We start from the raw sequence: 18,243 nt of genomic DNA on the forward strand, positions 1-18,243 counted from the left end.
AAAAATAATATAATTTTTAAATTTGAAAATAAAATGATATTCAAAATGCTGAAAAAATGCTGGATTTATTGAGAAATTTAATTTACAAATTTGTTATTATAGTGTATAATTGATGAAAGTTTAAAAAAACATCGAGGAGAGAAATGTGAAAAGTTTTCGAATAAAAAAAAGTGTTCTTTTTATTATTTTGTTAGTTATATTTCTCATTTTCAAGGGTCAGAACATACTTAGACTCGGCGACAGCGCAAGGGAGTTTATTAACTTCAAGCTGGTTAAGGTAAAGTCAAAGGTTTATGTATATTCTGAATATATAAAAAGCAGTTTTAATGATATGTTATATGTGAAAAGGTTTATTAATAAGTCCAGAGAGGATAACCTGGATCTGCAGATACTCAGACTAAAGCTTATAGAACTAGAACAGGAAAAAGCTGAGAATGTAAGATTAAGGGAATTGTTGGAATTAGCACCGCAGGAAGGCGTGAAATATATTATTTCGGAAGTAATACTTCTTGAGAGTGTTAATGCAAATGAAAAAATATATATAAATAAAGGTACCAATCAGGGACTTGATGCAGATATGCCTGTATTAAGCCAGGGTGTACTTATCGGGAGAATAGTCAAGGCTGACGCCAATTACTCCGAAGTAATGCTCCTCACAAGCAAAAAGTCAAATGTGAGTGTGCTTATAGACGGACAGGAAACGGGGATTCTCAGAGGTACAGGTACTGATAAGCTTATTGTGGAAAATTATAACGGAGATGTAGACGGAACAGAAGGAAAACAGCTGAGAATAACTACTTCGGGAATAAGCGATATTTTTCCAAAAGATATTTATATAGGGACATATAATGTAGTTAATCCTATGGTCTTGAAAAAGACAAAGGAGATAAGTACAAAACCGTCATTTAATGTTTATAACCTGAGAGAAGTGATAGTATATAAGGTGGATCGGGACAGGCTTCTGCATGAAGAGATCAAAGAGCAGGAAAGAGCAGATACACAAAACATACAAAATAATAATTAAATAAGAGCAGAATTAACTTTTGGAGGAAATCGATATGAAAAAAATAATACTGACAATGTTTTTTATGAGTATTTTAGCATTTTCAAAAGATTTTTGGGAGTTAAGTAATTTCAGCGTAAATGTAAATGAAACGACAAGCTCCGGAAAATCAAAAGCATATACAATGGTGTATAAAGGCGGGACACTAAAAGTAACAATCAATTCACCGTCTGTAAATAAGGGAGAGGTTTATACTTATTCGGGAAGCCAGAAAACAATATATTATCCGTCGCTGAAGCAGACGGTTACCCAGAATGTAGACAGTGACGAGGCGAATTTTCTGAATATAATAAACATGTTAAAATCTATAAACGGAAAAAATACTGTTACCAAAGGAGATAATAAGTTCGTGTTCAGTGATTCCAAATTAGTTTCGATAGAAACAAAGGAATATACGGCATCCTTTTCGGGATATACAAGTTCAGGCGGGAATACATACCCCAAAACAGTAAGAATTTCTGAAAACGGCAAAACAAAAATTACTTTTAATCTTTCTAATTTTAAATAGTTTATGGATATACTAAAAACTGAAGGAATTGTAATAAAAAAGACAAATGTCAAGGAAGCAGACCTTGTACTGAAGGTATTTACAAAGGAATATGGAAAAATAGATATTTATATAAACGGAATAAGAAAATCAAAAAGAAGAGAGAAACTGGCTGTAGAATTAATGTCCGTAACGGATTTTCTGATATATGAGAAAAACTCGAAATATTCTTCGAATTCATTTACACTTACGGCTTTTTTCCCGAAAATACAGCTCAGTTTTCTCAAACTGAAATATTCTTATTACCTGCTTCACCTTATAGATAAAATTTATGAGCATAACTCGGAAGATATTGAATTTTACGAAAAGATAAAAAATTTATTTGGGTACATAAATACATTATCCGAGGATGAGAAAAAAACTGAAATCCTTCTCAGCTATCTGGTACTTTATCTTTTGAAGGATATTATACTTACACAGGGAATATATGAACATGAGAATATTCTGAATCTTACTGAAAAAGATAACAGGGAAAAGCTTCTGAATATTTTGAACAGCTCGGCTAAAGAAGTAATAAACAGCAGCTTATATACAATAGATGAAATAACAGAAATGATAATTTCTCTGGAAAAATATATAAATTATAATTTAAACAGAAATTTGAACTACAAATTTTTTGTTTAGGAGGGAATGATATGAGTATAAAAATAATAGATTACCTTGATAAAGATTTGATAAATCTGAATCTGAAATCAAAAACAAAAAATGAAGTAATAAAAGAATTAATGAAAACAATGCAGGAGTCTGAAAAAGTAACAGCCCCTGAACGTGCATTAAGCGGTCTTTTTGCAAGGGAAGAACTGGGTACGACTGGAATAGGGAAAGGTGTGGCAATTCCCCATGCTAAGACTGACGCTGTAACAGATCTTCTTGTAGGCTTTGGTATTTCAAGGGAGGGAATAAATTACGGTTCTATGGATGAGGAGCCTGTAAAAATATTCTTTATATTCCTTTCTCCTCTTAGCGGTAATCAGGAATATCTGAAAATTCTGGCTAGAATATCAAGATTAATAAGAGAAGATAAGTTTAGAAACAGTCTTTTAGCAGCAGATACACCGGAAAAAATTATAGAGATAATAAATAACGAAGAAAGTTAAGAGGTGTTCTTATGAAATGTCCATTTTGTGGTAGCGATAATACAAAAGTAGTTGATAGTCGTAATCATCTTGATGGAACTACAATAAAGAGAAGAAGAGAATGCGAAAACTGTGAAAAAAGATTTACAACCTATGAAAAAATAGGTGATCTTTCTCTGCGGGTAGAAAAAAAGAGCGGTTTTGTAGAGCTTTATTCTAGAGAAAAAGTATTTAACGGTATCATGAGAGCTCTTGAAAAAAGATCTGTAGACATGGAAAAAGTGGAAGAAATACTGGAAAAAATAGAGCGTGATATTTTGACTAAATACAGCGGTCTTGTGAAGTCAAGCGAGCTGGGAGATATGACCCTGTCTTATCTTTTGGATTTGGACGAGGTAGCATACGTAAGATTTGCATCAGTATATAAAAAGTTTAACAGCCTGGAAAATTTTTTGAAGGAAATAGAAAAAATAAATTTTGAAAGTGGGAAAAAATGAAGGCGTTGGAAAATATACTAAATGGTTTCTTTATTGGTGTTTCTTGTGCTGTCCCCGGAGTTTCGGGCAGTACAATAGCTTTTTTGATGGGTATATATGAAAAATTTATAGATGCTCTTAGTAATATAGCAGATACTAAAAGTCCGAAATTTACAAAAAGACTTTATCTGCTTGCGGAAGTCGGGTTTGGAATTATCCTCGGCGTATTTGCCGCATTCAAAATTTTAGCAGTTTTTTTTGAAACTCAGGAGGAAATATTGAGATTTTTCTTTTTAGGTTTGATACTATTTTCAATACCGGGAATTCTAAATAAAAAAATGCAGAAGATAGAACCAAAAGACATTATATTTGGATTCTCAGGATTAATTATTATCTGGATAATAGGACTTCAAAATAAAAGTTTTAATATGCTCCCTGACTTAAGTAATATTTTTTACATAATAAAATTATTTCTGATTTCTTTTATTTCGGCAGGAGCAATGATTTTACCGGGATTATCCGTAAGCTTTCTGCTGCTGATATTCGGAGAATACGGCAACATATCAAAATTTTTTGCAGAAACTAATTTTTTTGCGATATTCATAATGATATTCGGGACAATAACTGGGATTTTACTTTTGTCTAAAGTCATGGACAGCTTTTTTAAAAGATACAGGGAAGAAACAATTTCTGCGGCAGTGGGAATAATCATAGGTTCAACGGTAAGAATCATACCATCGCCGATAACTATAGGGAATTTATTTTTTGATATTCTCTTTTTTATAGCAGGCGGATTTTTGGTTTTGAAATTATCAGTAATAAAAAATTAGATTATATGATATAATATTTTTCAGGAAGTTATTTTGAGTTTATAAAAAAAAGTTATAAAGGTTGAGAATTTTATGATAAAGAGAAAGAACATATTTAAGGTATTTTTTAATATAATATTTTTATTTATTGTTTTAAACATATTAATTGAAGGAATACAGCTTAACATAAGAAGGAACGGGCTAAAAAGACAAGTCAGCGATGCACAGGTTAAGATAGATGAACTAGAGAAGAAAAGGAAGACTCTTGAGGAAGAAATAAAGAAAATAGAAGAAAATGAAAAAATAGAGAGACTTGCAAGAGACAGGCTCGATTTACATAAAAAAGGAGAAACAGTATATAAAGTAGTAGAATAATCATAGATATAAGCCACATTTTCATGTGGCTTTTACAGGGTATAAAGACTGTTTATTTACAGTTAATTCTAAAATTTAGGACAGGTGATAAGATGTATAACTGGAAAAATTACGTAAATGAGTTTAAAAATGCAGAGGTTTCCGACAACAGGGAAAAATACTCTTTTGGTTTGTCTTATACGTATCTTTTGCGGACAGGCTTCTTTTTTTTGGCTATTTTGATACTGGGAGGGATTGCTCTCGCAGACTCCCTGAAAAATCACTATAATATAAAAATGACTATTTCGATTCTTTTGATATTATATGCCCTGATTTCACTTTTCAGGACTTTGGCTTACAGGATAACACTGGACAGAGAAACATTGAAATACGGCAAGCACAGAATAAAACTGAATGAGATAAAATCAGCCACACTGACAATAGGAAGAATTTCAGCTTCAAGAGTGGGGAGAGCATTGGAAATAATAAGCAATGACAAAAAAGAATACATTTTGAACCTAAATATAAATCATTCGATAAAATTTTTGAAAATACTTGAGCAGAGAGTAGGTAAAAAATTTCTTATAAATGAAGAGGGGTAAAAATTTACGGGGAGAGGAATTAAAATATGAAAAAAATTTTTCTGATGTTATTCTTTTTAGTTTTACTGCAGATATCTTACGGGACTGATAAAATAAAGTCCTCGATTGTAAAGATTTATTCTACACATCAGCAGTATGATTACAGAAGTCCTTGGCAGAACGGGTCTGATTATAATTCCACTTCGACAGGCTTTATAGTAGACGGAAACAGAATTCTTACCAATGCTCATGCAGTATTGAGCAACAGGTTTCTTCAGGTTAGAAAAGAAGGAGAGTCAAAAAAATATAAGGCCAGTGTAGAATTCATTTCCGAAGAGTATGATCTGGCATTAATAAAAGTAGAGGAACCGGGATTCTTTAACGGCACTGTTCCGTTAAAATTCTCAGGAATACCGATGAACCGGGATAAAGTAGCTATTTACGGCTATCCGATGGGCGGGGACAAGCTGAGTATAACAGAAGGGATAGTATCCAGAATAGAGCACAGCAAGTATACTCTGACAACAGAAAAGTTTCTTATAGGGCAGACAGATGCGGCAATAAATCCCGGAAACAGCGGCGGACCGGTGATTTCCAAGGGGAAAATAGTGGGAGTGGCCTTTTCTGGACTGCTTGGTGCGGATAATATAGGATATTTTATACCTACGCCGATCGTGGAACATTTTTTAAATGATATAAAAGACGGAAATTATGACGGGATGCCGAAACTGGGTATTATCTGGTCAGAGCTTGAAAGCCCGTCACATAGAAAAATGCTCGGAGTGGAAAATACATCAACTGGGATATTAATAAAAAAAATAAAGAAAAATTCTCCGTTTGAGGATATTTTGAAAAAAGGAGATGTCCTTTTGAAGCTGGATAATTATCCGATAGAATATGACGGGACAGTGGAGTTCAGAAAAAATGAAAGAACAGATTTTAATTATGTAGTACAAAATAAGAATTTTGGGGAATTTCTCAGATATGAAGTAATGAGAGACAGAAAGAAGGTTTCCGGAGAAATAAAGCTGACAAAGGACAAAATTCCTTTTGATCTTATAAAAAACAGCTCATTTGAAGAGCCGCCCACATATTTTATATACGGGGGATTGATTTTTGAACCGCTTACCGATATTTATATTAATAATTCTCCGATAAAGCTTCCGGAAGACGTAGACAGCATACAGGGACTTCAAAATAAAACAGAACTGGTAGTGCTGGTAAGGGTGCTTTCAGATGATGTAAATATAGGTTATAACAATTATTACGATGCGATAATTACACGGGTTAACGGAGAGAGCTATACCGATTTCAGAGATTTTGTAAGAATAGTAAAGACATCAGACGAGCAGTTTATGAAATTTGAAGATATTGACGGAAATGAGATAGTTCTTGATACCCGTCAGGTAGAAAAAAGAAATCCTGAAATATTTCAAAATTACAGCATAGACAGGGAAATGTCTGCTGATATACTTGATATTTCCCGTTAAAACTAATCTGGAGGCAATTATGAAAAAACTGATATTTTTAATAATGCTGCTTTTTATATCGTGTACAGCTGTAACTGTACCAAAAACTTCCGTGTACACAAAAGATCAGATACTGGAAATAGGAATAAATGAAGTAAAGCGAGTATACGGACTGGACATAGACAAGGAAAATACGGCAATATTCAAATCCGGATACGGAGAATGGAAAATAGTTCTGTATAGTCCTACGAATCCTATATTTGTTTTGATTAATGAAGATGGAAGTATAAAAAGTGTAGAGATGAAAGATTACATTCAATGAATTTAATTAATAAAATAAGAAATATCCGTGGAAACCGGATATTTTTTAAATATTTGGAGTATTGATTACCAATAATTTATATTATGAAGAATAATTTTTTATAATATAAGAGATTAGGGAGGTTTATGTATGAAATATTCATTTATCGGAAAAATATTCAGGGATGGAAACAGAAATTACATAAAAATTCCTTTTAATGTATGGGAGACATGCGGACAAAAAGGGATGATTCCGGTCAAGGCGGATATTGAAAGTGTTGTTTTTGAGTGTAAGCTGGTTCCTAAAGGACACGGAAATTATTATATTCCGGTTTTAAAAGCTTTTTCAGACAAACTGGGTAAAACAGGGGAATTAAAGGTAAGTTTTGAAATAATAGAAGAATTAAGCAGAATTAACAGCAGAAGTCCGTATACAAAGAAAGAGCCGGTTAGAAAAATAGACAATATAGATCTGGTTTTGCAGCCGGAAGCAGGCTTATGCGGACAGGCGTGTCTTGCGATGTTATCAGGGGCGGACATCAAGGAAATAATAAAAATAATGAAATGCGGGAAATGGCAGGCGAGCTTTAGCAGGGTCATTGAAACACTGAATTATTTTGGAATAGAACATTCTGAAAAAATAACTTATACACAAAAAAAAGATATTGAGCTTTCGAAATGCTGTATTTTGAATATAAGGGATGAAAAAAGCTTAAAGGGCAGTCATATGGCTGTTTATTTTGATAAGAAATTTTATGATCCTGTATATGGAATTTCTGAAAAATATAACAGAGCTAAGATAATTTCTTTTTTAGAGATAAAAGTGTAACTGAAGCGGAATGGAAAATATATTTTAAATAAGCAGTAAGACGGAGAAGAGAATAAGATTAAATATCAATATACAGACGGCGAATATCAGGAAAAGTAAAAAGTTGTAAATACATCTGATATTTGTTAAAATAGTTTAGGTGATTAATGTGAAAAAGAGAGTAGTTTTAGGAATGTCAGGAGGAGTAGACTCTTCTGTGGCAGCAATATTATTAAAAGAACAGGGATATGAGGTTATCGGAGTATTCATGAAGAACTGGGATGAAACAGATGAAAACGGCGTCTGTCCGGCAGACGAGGATTATAAAGATGTGATAGCCGTAGCGGAGCAACTTGATGTTCCTTATTATTCGGTGAATTTTGTAAAAGAATACTGGGACAGGGTTTTTACGTACTTTTTGGATGAATACAGGGCCGGAAGAACTCCTAATCCTGATGTTATGTGTAATAAGGAAATTAAATTCAAGGCATTTCTGGATTATGCCGTGAAAATAGGTGCTGATTATATAGCAACAGGACATTATGCCAGAATTGAGAGAGACAGCGGGAAAGTCAGACTTCTCAGAGGACTTGATGATAATAAAGACCAGACATATTTTTTATGCCAGCTTAGTCAGGAACAGCTGGACAAGGTCATATTTCCTATAGGTGAATATAATAAAAAGGATATAAGGGCAATAGCAGAAAAATATAATCTTAAGACAGCAAAGAAAAAAGACAGTACCGGAATATGCTTTATCGGGGAAAGAGATTTTGCAGAATTTCTGAACAGGTATCTTCCTGCAAAGCCCGGTAAAATAGTAACTGCTGATGGAGAAAATCTGGGAAACCATGTAGGACTTATGCATTATACAATCGGACAGAGAAAAGGAATCGGAATAGGAAATACAAAGGACGGTTCCGGTGAACCGTGGTTTGTAGCTGACAAGGATCTAGAAAAAAATGAGCTTATAGTTGTTCAGGGCGGAGATCATGAAAAACTTTATTCAAAAGCTCTTATTGCGGATAATTTTAATTTTATAAATAAAAGGGAGCTTCCTTTGAAATGTACTGCAAAATTCAGATACAGACAGAAAGATGTGGGAGTTACAGTAGAAAAGGCCGGGACAGACAGTTACAGGGTGACATTTGACAAGCCTGAAAAAGCAGTGACTCTTGGTCAGATAGTAGTGCTTTATGATAATGAAGAATGTCTTGGCGGAGGAATAATAAAGGAAATCATTAAGTAGTTAATATTTTACAGATTTTGGTTATGGTATTTTATAACAGAATAAGGTAATATAAAATGAAGGCATTACTATGTAAAATAGAAGAATTGTACATGTCTTCCAAGGAAGAAATTTGAGTATACGGACAGGGCAAAATATGTAATATAAAAAAGAGATGTTCTCACATAAAGGAGAGAACATCTTTTTTATTTTATAAATAATTTCATTATCCTGCATTGGCTTTCAGAAGCTTATCGAATATAAAGAAAAAGTCAGTAATGGCATTTTCTTTTTTCTCCAGCTTTATTTTAAGCATAGTTCCTTCCATCTGAGAAACAAGAACTCTTGCTACTTCCTCTGCCTGAAGTGTCTTGTAGTTGGGATTTATATTTTTCATCATGGATAAAAAGAAAGAAAACTTCATTTCTATTTTTCTGTATGATAAAAGCAGATGCTGTCTTATATCCTCATTTACATCGGACAGTTCATTGGCAATATTGCCGAGAGGGCTTCCTCCGTGGTAGCTGTTCAGCTCCACATTTGAGAAAAAATTATGAAAAAATACCTTAAATTTAGGAATGGAAAGATCATTTACAGTTCTGTCAAAAAAACGTATTATATTGTTAGTATGATAATCAATGACATGAATAAGCAGATCATCTTTATTTTTAAAATAATAATAAAAGGAACCCTTTGGAATATTACAAACTTCCAGGATTTCCTTCAGTCCGGTATTTACGTATCCGTTAAAATAAAAAAGCTTCGCGCTTTCTTCAATAACTTTTCTTTTTTTTATTTCAGTCTTTTTCATAATAGCCTGCCTAGAATTTTTTTACTTTACACATAATTTTATAACTATATTTGTTTCTTGTCAAATAGAATATTGAGAAACTTGATTTTTTTTTGAGAATTTAGTATTATAGCTATAAATTGAATAAATTTAGATTTTCTAGGGTTCCGTAATATATAAATTAGTCTGGTCCGAGAGAAAACACGGTAATTATACCGGACACGGAAGGAGAAAAGCCTAGGAGGATATTAACAATATCGCTCCCGGGCTTTTCTTTTTTTTATTCAAAAATTTTTATTCAGGAGGGAAAAAAATGGAAAGAAAAAAGAATCTAAAGAATATGCTGAGATATGTAATTCCAAGTGTGACAGCATTAATGGTGAATTCTGTTTATATAATTGTAGACGGGTTTTTCGTAATGAAAGGTGTAGGTGAAAAGGCCCTTGCTGCCGTAACTCTGAGTGTGCCGTTTTTGGAAGCACTGATAGCAGTCAGTATGCTTTTGTCAGTAGGAGCAGGAATTTATATTTCGTATTATTTGGGGAAAGGCAGTAAAAATACTGCAAATACAGTATTAAATACATCTTTGGCATTACTGTTTCTGGTTTCGGCTGTAATCAGTATTTCAGGAATAGTATTTTTAAAAGATTTGGCTCGTATACTGGGAGCAGATGAAACTATGACAGAATTAGTGTGTGATTATTTGAAATATCTGCTTTATTTTTCACCTGCTCTTATTCTCAGTTATGCACTGGCGACATTTTTGAGAAATGACAATAAACCCGGTCTCGGAATGATTGCCATGATATTTGGTGGTTTGGCAAACGGGATATTGGATTATGTGTTTATTTTTGTATTTAATATGGGGATAGAAGGTGCAGGACTTGCTACCGGATTAGGACCTGTATTTAGCATATTAATCATGATGCCGCATTTTTTTCTTAAAAAAGGGGATTTATATTTCCGCTTATCGGCTTTTAGCTTTAGATACTGTAAAAAGATACTGACTGCAGGGATTCCCGCTTTTATTACTGAATATTCCCTAGGAATAGTAACTTATCTTCATAATTTTGTGATAATAAGAATTTTGGGTGAGCAGGGAGTGGCAGCTTATGGAATTATAGGTTATGTAGCTCTTATAGTACTCACATTCTATCTGGGGATTTCTCAGGGGATACAGCCACTGATAAGTATGGCTTACGGTGCAGGAAAGGACAGAGAGCTGAAATTTTATACCAGAGTGTCCTTTATATTTGCAGGAATTATAGGAATAGTTAGTACAGCAGTGATAATAGTATTTGCCCGTCCGATAACAGAAATTTTCTCGGGGAATAATTCAGAATTAACAGCTGTAACTGTATATGGTCTGAGAATATACTCCGTTAACTTTATTTTAGCAGGTATAAATATTTTGGCAATTTCAATATTTCAGTCGGTACAGAAAGTGAAAACAGCTTCTGTAATAGCTGTAATAAGAAGTACTGTATTTGTGTATGCAGCCCTTATGACACTTCCAGTGTTTTTTGGAAGCCTTGGAATATGGCTTTCGATGCCGTTTGCAGAAGCTGGAGCTTTTCTTGTAATTCTGGGAATTTGTATCTTTACACTGCGTGATGAAAAAGAAAAAAGAGCAGAGCATGTAATTTTATAGTTTGTTTAATAATAAAAGCAGACAGTTTCAGAGGAGTTATCTCAGAATTACTGTCTGTTTTTTATATTCCACTGAAAGAACCTTAAATTTTATAATATATTAATTTAAATTCAAAAATATGGTATATTTTCTTGAAAAAATAGTCATTTTAAGATACTATATAAAGGAGGTGAATATTATGAAAAAAAATATAGGTGCATTTTTTGATATAGATGGTACAATTTACAGAGATTCACTTTTAATAGAACATTTTAAGATGCTCGTAAAATATGAATTTATTAATATGTCTTCATGGACAGGTCGTGTAAAGCAGAAATTTGAGCATTGGGAAAAAAGAAACGGCAACTATGACGACTATTTGCTGGAATTAGTAGAAACTTACGTAGATGCATTAAAAAATCTGAATAAAAATGATGTGGAGTTTCTGGCGAAAAGAGTAATTGATTTGAAATGGGAAAGAGTTTACAGATACACAAGGCAGAAACTAATGGAGCATAAGGAAAAAGGACATAAAATAATTATAATTTCAGGTAGTCCGGATTTTCTTGTGGAAAAAATGGCGCTGAAATATGAAGTGGATGATTTTATGGCTTCAAAGTATCTTGTGGATAAAAATAATATATTCACAGGAGAAGTGGTACCCATGTGGGATGCTAAAAGCAAAAAGAAAGCTATTAATTATTTTTGTGATAAGTACAGCATAGATTTTTCCAAGTCTTATGCTTACGGGGATACCACAGGCGATCTTACTATGTTTAAGAATGTGAAGTTTCCTGTAGCGATAAATCCTGCTATGAGACTGATAAAAAAAATAAAAAAAGATAAGGAGCTGTCTGAAAGAATACAGATAATAGTAGAAAGAAAGGATGTCATCTACAGTCTGGATTCTCATGTTAAGGTACAGTAAATAAATCCTGTTGCATTTCGGGGAAGTCTAATGCTATTATTAAGTATGCAATAAAAAAACAAAATAGTCTCTATTTTGAAATTTTTTTGAAAACTTTGTTTCATGAATACTAAAGTATTTAGGAGGAAAAAATATGATGTCTAACAGATTTGAGGGAATAAAGCTGGAGTTTGAAGGGTTGTTTTATGGAGGAAGTTATGAGATAGAAATTTTTTCTGATGGTAGGTTTTATTATTCATTTATAGAAAATGAATCTATAGAAATACAAAGAGGCTGTTTTCAGATTTTACAAAAAGAAGTAATGATGTTTGAAGAGCTGATGGAGCATTTTGAGTTATTAAAAAAACAGGGGAATTATACTGTTACTGAATTTAGATTCGGGAATAGTCTTCTTTTATTACAGAGAAACGGAAGAAAAGAAACCATAGAAGTAGGAAAGAATATGATATTTGAGTATTCAAAGCTGCTTATGGACAAATATATGAAAAGTACAAAAAGGGTATTCCTTCTGGACACATATCTGGACGGGACAAAATATATAAGAAATTTTAACTGGAAAATAAAGAATATGACTACACTTGATCTGTTCAGGGAATTTTCCGGAACATATATAAATATGGTAGCGGCATATAATGACAGAAAAGAGAAAGTGGGCTATGTGCCGAAAGAACACAGTGAAGTTCTTGCAAGACTTGTAGATTCGGGAAAGAAGCTTTATGCACTTGCGATACCTACAGATGAAGCAATAGCATTAAAAATTTATATGTACGACTAGTGCTGTTCTTTAACGTATCAGTTTTAATAATGAACGGAAAAACAGCCGTATCTTATTTGAATACTCAAATAAGATACAAAACTAAATAAAGATAACAAGACAGGGAGGCTTATATGAAAGCAAAGGATTTCACACTTCAGGCAAGTAACGGTAAGGATGTAAGTCTGAGTGACTATAAAGGGAAGGCAGTAATTCTGTATTTTTATCCCAAAGACTCTACACCAGGATGTACTACAGAGGCCTGTGATTTCCGTGATAATTCCAGTGTGATAAAAGAAGGAAATGCCGAGATACTGGGAATAAGTCTGGATTCTATAAACAGTCACGAGAAATTCATAGAAAAAAATGATCTTCCGTTTCTGCTGTTAAGCGATCCTGATCATAAGGTATGTGAAATGTATGGAGTATGGCAGCTGAAAAAGAATTACGGAAAAGAATATATGGGGATAGTAAGAAGTACTTTTCTTATAGATAAAGATCAAAATATCGTAAAAGAGTGGAGAAATGTAAGAGTAAAGAACCATGTAGAGGAAGTAACAGAAGAATTGAAAAAACTATAATTTTAATAAAAATCCGGTCTGACCAAAAGAGGTAGTAATGAAAAAGAAGGTTATTTTGATATTAAAGCTGTTATTCTTTGTGTTAATTCTCTTTTTATTATACAGAGAACTGAAGAATTATAATATCAGGCATATTATAGAAGTAGTAAATGAATACAGTATATCAGTGATAATTTTGGGACTTCTTACAGCGGGACTGAATTATTTTATACTGACTTTTTATGATTTGCTGGCTTTACGCAATGAAGATGAAAAGCTTTCATTCAAAAAAATAATTCCTGTTTCGTTTACAGCCTTTGCATTCGGAAACAGTCTGGGATTTTCCGGGATTTCGTCCTCGGCAATAAGGCTCAGACTGTATGGAGCATTAAAGATACCAGAGGGAAAAATAATAAAGATATCTTTATTTACAATGGTTTCCTTCTGGGTGGGACTGATAACGGCTGCTGCTGTTTCGGCAGCAGTCAATATGAAAATATATGCAGTTCCGCTGATTATCCTGCTTATGATTTACTGCTGGAAAATACCTGATATAAAAAAACTGAGTATAAAAAGAAGTATAGTATTAAAACAGCTCATAGTGGGATTTATTGACTGGGCTGCAGCAGGACTTGTACTATATATCTTTTTGCCGGAAAGACCTGATTTTTTTCTGTTTTTAGGAATTTTTTGTCTGGCACAGTTTGCAGGTGTAGTAAGTAATCTTCCTGGGGGAATAGGAACATTTGAATTTGTTTTTCTAAAGCTTCTGGGCAGCAGTAACGGAATACTTGCAGCGATTTTTCTTTACAGGGTTATATATTATTTAGTTCCCTTACTCGGTGCTATAATTACATATCTGGTACTGGAATTTACCAAGAAAGCTGAAAAAATAACGAAAACTTATGAATTTCTGATTCCGATACTTCTGGCGGCATTTTGCTTTACCAGCGGAATGATACTTTTAATATCTGGTGCGATACCGCCTGCAATAAGCAGAATAACTTTTCTTGAAAAAATTATTCCTTTGGGTGTGCTGGAGATTTCTCATTTTTTGGGAAGTATAATTGGTATAGTTTTGATTTTACTGAGCTATGCAATTAAGAACAGGATAAATCTGGCATACAGAGTTTCAGTGTGTGCTTTGGTTTTCGGTATATTTTCTCTCCTGTTCAAAGGTGCAGGATACGGGACAGTAATGGTTCTTATCTTCGTTCTGATTCTTCTTATTCCGTCAAAAAAGTTTTTTTATAGAAAAAGCTCCTTATTTCATAACGGAATAAATCCGGAATGGACAGTCTTAATTATAATGGTACTTATATCATCTATCTGGCTTGGTCTTTTTTCTTATAAGCAGACGCCTTACAGCAGTCTTTTATGGTGGCAGTTCGAGTTTCATAAAGGAGCTCCCAGAGTTTTGAGAATGATCTTTGCGATAGGGTTATTTACATTTATATTTTCCGTAATAAAAATTTTAAGACCTGTACCACAGGAAAAATACACAGTATTAAATGATTCCAGAGAAGCAGTGGATGAAATTATGAAAACATCTTCTGATTCTGAGTCAAACCTTGTCTACTTAAATGATAAAAGAATATATTTCAGCGATAATAAAAAAGCTTTTCTTATGTACGGAAAGTATCAGAATACCCGTATTGTAATGGGTGATCCTATAGGGAATGAAAGTGAAATATCCGAAATCATATGGGACTATTTTTTGGAAACGAAAAACAGTCTTGAATCTCTTATTTTTTATGAGGTAGGAAAAGAAAACCTCCACTATTATCTGGATATAGGACTGACTATACTAAAAATAGGCGAGGAAGCACTGGTTAACCTTGAGAATTTTTCACTTAAGGGCGATAAAAAGAAAACTCTGAGATATACGTATAATAAGCTTACAAAAGAAGAGTATGAAATGAAAATAATCAAAAAGGAAGATATAGAACCATATCTTGATGAGCTGGAAAGAATATCCGATATCTGGCTCAAGACTAAAAGTGTAAAGGAAAAAAGCTTTTCGCTGGGTAATTTTACAAAGGAATATATGCGTAATTTTGATACGGCAGTTATAATAAAGGATAATGAAATATATGCTTTTGCCAATTTATTTTATTCTGGAGATAAAAACGAGATATCCATTGATCTTATGAGATATGATGCAGATAAGGCACCAAACGGTATTATGGACTTTTTGTTTATGAAAATAATGGAGCATGGTAAAGAAAACGAATTTAAATATTTTAATCTCGGAATGGCACCCTTGTCGGGAATAGAGGATAAAAATACAGGATTAGTTAATCTGTGGAATAAAGCCGGGATATTTATATATAAACATGGCAATCATTTCTATAATTTTGACGGGCTGAAAAAATTCAAGAATAAATTTGATCCCGAATGGAAGCCGAAATATGTGGCTTTTTACGGGAACCCGCTTAAAATAGTAAGTAATACGGTTTCCTTGATTTCTGGCGGAATGAAAGGTTTCTTTAAAAAATAAATCAAATTAAATCAGGAGGATAAAAATCAATGAAAGTTATAGTACCAAAAAATTATAAAACGCCTTTAGACATAAGGGAAACTGAAGTGGCAATAAAAAAACTCAAGGATAGATTTGAGGAAGAGCTTAGTGAAAAAATGAATATAACAAGAGTATCAGCCCCTTTATTCGTAATAAGAAATACAGGATTAAACGATGATCTGAACGGTCAGGAGCATCCGGTGAGCTTTACGGCACCCAATATTACTGATCTTAATGTAGAAATAGTACATTCTCTTGCAAAATGGAAAAGAATGGCTTTATACAGATATGGGTTTCAAAACGGCGAAGGACTTTATACTGATATGAACGCAATCAGACGTGAAGAAGAAACATCTAATCTGCATTCTATCTATGTGGATCAGTGGGATTGGGAAAGAGTTATCGAAAAGGAAGACAGAACAGAGGACTTTCTTGAAGGAATCGTGAAAAAGCTGTTTGATGTATTTAAATCTATAGAAGCATTTACTTTGGGAGAGTATCCACAGCTTGGAGAAAAATGGCTTCCTGAAAAAATAACATTTATAACTACACAGGAGCTGGAAAATAAATATCCTGATCTTACTCCGAAAGAAAGAGAAGGTGCTGCTGCAAAAGAATACGGCGCAATATTTCTGAAAAAAATCGGAGGTGTACTGGAATCAGGAGAAAAGCATGACGGAAGGGCTCCGGACTATGATGACTGGAATCTGAACGGGGATATTATATTCTGGAATCCGCTTTTGGACTGTGCTATAGAGCTTTCATCAATGGGAATAAGAGTAGACAGCGACTCTCTTGAAAAGCAGCTTCATATATCAAATGCGCTGGACAGACTAAATATGCAGTATCACCAAATGGTAAAATCAAATACTCTGCCTCTTACCATTGGAGGAGGAATCGGACAGTCAAGAATATGTATGTATTTTTTGAGAAAGGCTCATGTAGGAGAGGTTCAGGCATCTATATGGAGCGAGGAAACAGAAAAAATATGTAAAGAAAACGGAATAAATTTATTATAAGCTATAAAAACACTTTTTGATAAAAAACTGTCAGAAAGTGTTTTCTGTTTATTTTATACATATGTGTGAACATGAAATAGAAGTTTTTATTTTCAGAAAGGGAAAAATATGATCTTTGAAGATTTGAAAGTATATGAATGGAAAGATTTTTTTGATAAGCCTGTATCTGAAGGAAGAATTATAAAATTACTGGGAAATGATTTATTCAGAATGTCGTATAGTTCTTCTTCATATGAATTCACATGTCCAAGCCACAATATAAGCAAAATGATATTTATGAAAAACGGGACGATTAAATTTTTCCGTGAAAATAAAAGATATCAGGTTTCTGAGGGAGAATTTATTCTAATTCCAAGAGGTCGAACAGCAGTAACATATTCTGATATGTGTAAATATCTTACTGCGATTTTGATTAGAGACCTTCCGGATGAGATAGTCCGGAAAGAACGGGAGAAGTTCCCTGAGATAAGGATGCCATGGAAAGTAAAATCTCATGATCCGGATACAGAAAATGATTGATATTTAGGAAGGAGGAATATTATGGAACTGCCTGAATTATTACTGGAATATCTTCACAGGAAAAAGGTCAGAGTCGGCTTTGAGATAATAGGTGCAGAACCTGGAATGAAGGCTTATGTATTAATTTTTCCGATAGAAAAAAAAGAAGAACAAATATACAGAAATAATCTTCTTCCAATAGCATCTTACGAAGTAAGATATATAAAACATAAAGAAGAATATACAGATACTAAATGGGGGCTTGATTATGACTATGTTCTTGAGGATAAAGATACAAGAATAAAAAGATTTTTTATTGAAAGAAACAATGAAAATTCAAATCTTTTAAAGGTTTTATCAGAATTTGATATTGATTTTGAAGACTTTAAAAGACTGAATTTTTTTGACAGCGCTTTGACTGACAGTCCGATAGAATATTATCTAAAGGATAAAAGTATATTTCCGCATTTATGGAAAGAAGATTAGCTTTGTTTTTTAATAAGAAAATAAAGTAGATTTTGCAATTAAATAGAAGCAGGAATTAACAATATAAAAAAGAAACAAATATTTCCGAATTTGAAGCTCAGATTAATGAAGATAAAAAATCCGGTTTTCTAATATATTTATTCAAATAAACCAATTTTTTAAAAAGAAAGATTTAAACAATTGTATATAAAAATAATTTTTTGATTAATAAATTTATGAGAAGTATTAAATAATAAGATGAAAATGTACTACATTTTTTTGATTATCCGAATGTTTGATTTTTTATCTTGATTTTTTCTAAATAATATTGTAATCTTAAATATATAACTATATGTTTCTACCAAAA

Annotated in this window: 21 protein-coding genes and 1 riboswitch; of the genes, 20 read left to right on the plus strand and 1 reads right to left on the minus strand. The window is 32.9% G+C overall.

Translation table 11 applies throughout. The features are described 5' to 3' along the window. Positions 1-145: 145 nt before the first annotated feature. The 12 genes from mreC to mnmA all read left to right on the plus strand — a co-directional run bounded on the left by mreC (position 146) and on the right by mnmA (position 8,732). Positions 146-1,024, plus strand: coding sequence for a rod shape-determining protein MreC (mreC, locus tag STERM_RS07705; protein ID WP_012861025.1), 879 nt, complete (start codon positions 146-148; stop codon positions 1,022-1,024). 34 nt (positions 1,025-1,058) lie between these two features. Next, positions 1,059-1,571, plus strand: a complete 513-nt coding sequence (locus STERM_RS07710) for a hypothetical protein (protein WP_012861026.1) — start codon at positions 1,059-1,061, stop codon at positions 1,569-1,571. A gap of 3 nt (positions 1,572-1,574) precedes the next feature. Beyond that, positions 1,575-2,234: a DNA repair protein RecO gene (gene recO, locus STERM_RS07715; RefSeq protein WP_012861027.1), complete on the plus strand. Its 660-nt coding sequence runs from the start codon at positions 1,575-1,577 to the stop codon at positions 2,232-2,234. 11 nt (positions 2,235-2,245) lie between these two features. Further along, on the plus strand, positions 2,246-2,707 hold the full coding sequence (locus STERM_RS07720) for a PTS sugar transporter subunit IIA (protein WP_012861028.1): 462 nt from the start codon (positions 2,246-2,248) through the stop codon (positions 2,705-2,707). An 11-nt stretch (positions 2,708-2,718) separates the two neighbouring features. After that, on the plus strand, positions 2,719-3,183 hold the full coding sequence (nrdR, locus tag STERM_RS07725) for a transcriptional regulator NrdR (RefSeq protein WP_012861029.1): 465 nt from the start codon (positions 2,719-2,721) through the stop codon (positions 3,181-3,183). Then, positions 3,180-3,992, plus strand: coding sequence for a DUF368 domain-containing protein (locus STERM_RS07730; RefSeq protein WP_012861030.1), 813 nt, complete (start codon positions 3,180-3,182; stop codon positions 3,990-3,992). The genes nrdR and STERM_RS07730 overlap by 4 nt, the downstream gene beginning before the upstream one ends. 72 nt (positions 3,993-4,064) lie before the next feature. After that, positions 4,065-4,346 (plus strand): septum formation initiator family protein, encoded by a 282-nt coding sequence (locus tag STERM_RS07735; RefSeq protein ID WP_012861031.1) that lies wholly within the window; start codon positions 4,065-4,067, stop codon positions 4,344-4,346. A 92-nt stretch (positions 4,347-4,438) separates the two neighbouring features. After that, positions 4,439-4,927 (plus strand): hypothetical protein, encoded by a 489-nt coding sequence (locus STERM_RS07740; RefSeq protein WP_012861032.1) that lies wholly within the window; start codon positions 4,439-4,441, stop codon positions 4,925-4,927. Positions 4,928-4,953: 26 nt separating this feature from the next. Next, positions 4,954-6,396: a S1C family serine protease gene (locus STERM_RS07745; protein WP_012861033.1), complete on the plus strand. Its 1,443-nt coding sequence runs from the start codon at positions 4,954-4,956 to the stop codon at positions 6,394-6,396. A gap of 19 nt (positions 6,397-6,415) precedes the next feature. Next, positions 6,416-6,697 carry a hypothetical protein gene (locus STERM_RS07750; RefSeq protein WP_012861034.1) on the plus strand — a complete coding sequence of 94 codons (282 nt, stop codon included), beginning with the start codon at positions 6,416-6,418 and terminating at the stop codon, positions 6,695-6,697. A gap of 129 nt (positions 6,698-6,826) precedes the next feature. Next, positions 6,827-7,504: a DUF1905 domain-containing protein gene (locus STERM_RS07755; RefSeq protein WP_012861035.1), complete on the plus strand. Its 678-nt coding sequence runs from the start codon at positions 6,827-6,829 to the stop codon at positions 7,502-7,504. A 148-nt stretch (positions 7,505-7,652) separates the two neighbouring features. Beyond that, positions 7,653-8,732, plus strand: coding sequence for a tRNA 2-thiouridine(34) synthase MnmA (gene mnmA, locus STERM_RS07760; protein ID WP_012861036.1), 1,080 nt, complete (start codon positions 7,653-7,655; stop codon positions 8,730-8,732). Between the two features lie 205 nt (positions 8,733-8,937). Here the strand turns inward: mnmA and STERM_RS07765 are convergent, their stop codons facing one another. After that, complete coding sequence (locus tag STERM_RS07765; protein ID WP_012861037.1) at positions 8,938-9,522, minus strand: TetR/AcrR family transcriptional regulator; 585 nt, start codon at positions 9,520-9,522, stop codon at positions 8,938-8,940. A gap of 127 nt (positions 9,523-9,649) precedes the next feature. Continuing rightward, positions 9,650-9,747, plus strand: a riboswitch (guanidine-I (ykkC/yxkD leader). A 67-nt stretch (positions 9,748-9,814) separates the two neighbouring features. Here STERM_RS07765 and STERM_RS07770 point away from each other — a divergent pair. The 8 genes from STERM_RS07770 (at position 9,815) to STERM_RS07805 (ending at position 17,897) form a co-directional block, all read left to right on the plus strand. Continuing rightward, positions 9,815-11,152, plus strand: coding sequence for an MATE family efflux transporter (locus tag STERM_RS07770; protein ID WP_012861038.1), 1,338 nt, complete (start codon positions 9,815-9,817; stop codon positions 11,150-11,152). A 178-nt stretch (positions 11,153-11,330) separates the two neighbouring features. Then, on the plus strand, positions 11,331-12,059 hold the full coding sequence (locus STERM_RS07775; RefSeq protein ID WP_012861039.1) for an HAD family hydrolase: 729 nt from the start codon (positions 11,331-11,333) through the stop codon (positions 12,057-12,059). 133 nt (positions 12,060-12,192) lie between these two features. Then, positions 12,193-12,834: an HIRAN domain-containing protein gene (locus tag STERM_RS07780; protein WP_012861040.1), complete on the plus strand. Its 642-nt coding sequence runs from the start codon at positions 12,193-12,195 to the stop codon at positions 12,832-12,834. 113 nt (positions 12,835-12,947) lie between these two features. Next, positions 12,948-13,394: a thioredoxin-dependent thiol peroxidase gene (gene bcp / locus STERM_RS07785; protein ID WP_012861041.1), complete on the plus strand. Its 447-nt coding sequence runs from the start codon at positions 12,948-12,950 to the stop codon at positions 13,392-13,394. A gap of 37 nt (positions 13,395-13,431) precedes the next feature. After that, the gene (gene mprF, locus STERM_RS07790; RefSeq protein ID WP_012861042.1) at positions 13,432-15,873 is read left to right on the plus strand and encodes a bifunctional lysylphosphatidylglycerol flippase/synthetase MprF; all 2,442 of its coding nucleotides are present in this window, start codon (positions 13,432-13,434) and stop codon (positions 15,871-15,873) included. A gap of 29 nt (positions 15,874-15,902) precedes the next feature. After that, positions 15,903-16,913 (plus strand): aspartate--ammonia ligase, encoded by a 1,011-nt coding sequence (gene asnA, locus STERM_RS07795; protein ID WP_012861043.1) that lies wholly within the window; start codon positions 15,903-15,905, stop codon positions 16,911-16,913. Positions 16,914-17,021: 108 nt separating this feature from the next. Beyond that, positions 17,022-17,432, plus strand: coding sequence for a hypothetical protein (locus STERM_RS07800; RefSeq protein ID WP_012861044.1), 411 nt, complete (start codon positions 17,022-17,024; stop codon positions 17,430-17,432). Between the two features lie 21 nt (positions 17,433-17,453). Next, positions 17,454-17,897 (plus strand): hypothetical protein, encoded by a 444-nt coding sequence (locus STERM_RS07805; protein WP_012861045.1) that lies wholly within the window; start codon positions 17,454-17,456, stop codon positions 17,895-17,897. Positions 17,898-18,243 lie beyond the last annotated feature (346 nt).

Origin of the sequence: Sebaldella termitidis ATCC 33386 (genome assembly GCF_000024405.1) — a bacterium.
In the GTDB taxonomy this organism is placed as follows: Bacteria; Fusobacteriota; Fusobacteriia; order Fusobacteriales; family Leptotrichiaceae; genus Sebaldella; species Sebaldella termitidis.

Coding starts and splice junctions, on each gene's coding strand:
- STERM_RS07765 (WP_012861037.1), bottom strand. CDS start 9,522: ATGAAAAAGACTGAAATAAAAAAAAGAAAAGTTATTGAAGAAAGCGCG.
- STERM_RS07775 (WP_012861039.1), top strand. CDS start 11,331: ATGAAAAAAAATATAGGTGCATTTTTTGATATAGATGGTACAATTTAC.
- STERM_RS07720 (WP_012861028.1), top strand. CDS start 2,246: ATGAGTATAAAAATAATAGATTACCTTGATAAAGATTTGATAAATCTG.
- STERM_RS07805 (WP_012861045.1), top strand. CDS start 17,454: ATGGAACTGCCTGAATTATTACTGGAATATCTTCACAGGAAAAAGGTC.
- recO (WP_012861027.1), top strand. CDS start 1,575: ATGGATATACTAAAAACTGAAGGAATTGTAATAAAAAAGACAAATGTC.
- STERM_RS07780 (WP_012861040.1), top strand. CDS start 12,193: ATGATGTCTAACAGATTTGAGGGAATAAAGCTGGAGTTTGAAGGGTTG.
- STERM_RS07770 (WP_012861038.1), top strand. CDS start 9,815: ATGGAAAGAAAAAAGAATCTAAAGAATATGCTGAGATATGTAATTCCA.
- STERM_RS07750 (WP_012861034.1), top strand. CDS start 6,416: ATGAAAAAACTGATATTTTTAATAATGCTGCTTTTTATATCGTGTACA.
- nrdR (WP_012861029.1), top strand. CDS start 2,719: ATGAAATGTCCATTTTGTGGTAGCGATAATACAAAAGTAGTTGATAGT.
- bcp (WP_012861041.1), top strand. CDS start 12,948: ATGAAAGCAAAGGATTTCACACTTCAGGCAAGTAACGGTAAGGATGTA.
- STERM_RS07745 (WP_012861033.1), top strand. CDS start 4,954: ATGAAAAAAATTTTTCTGATGTTATTCTTTTTAGTTTTACTGCAGATA.
- STERM_RS07755 (WP_012861035.1), top strand. CDS start 6,827: ATGAAATATTCATTTATCGGAAAAATATTCAGGGATGGAAACAGAAAT.
- mprF (WP_012861042.1), top strand. CDS start 13,432: ATGAAAAAGAAGGTTATTTTGATATTAAAGCTGTTATTCTTTGTGTTA.
- asnA (WP_012861043.1), top strand. CDS start 15,903: ATGAAAGTTATAGTACCAAAAAATTATAAAACGCCTTTAGACATAAGG.
- STERM_RS07710 (WP_012861026.1), top strand. CDS start 1,059: ATGAAAAAAATAATACTGACAATGTTTTTTATGAGTATTTTAGCATTT.
- STERM_RS07730 (WP_012861030.1), top strand. CDS start 3,180: ATGAAGGCGTTGGAAAATATACTAAATGGTTTCTTTATTGGTGTTTCT.
- STERM_RS07800 (WP_012861044.1), top strand. CDS start 17,022: ATGATCTTTGAAGATTTGAAAGTATATGAATGGAAAGATTTTTTTGAT.
- STERM_RS07740 (WP_012861032.1), top strand. CDS start 4,439: ATGTATAACTGGAAAAATTACGTAAATGAGTTTAAAAATGCAGAGGTT.
- STERM_RS07735 (WP_012861031.1), top strand. CDS start 4,065: ATGATAAAGAGAAAGAACATATTTAAGGTATTTTTTAATATAATATTT.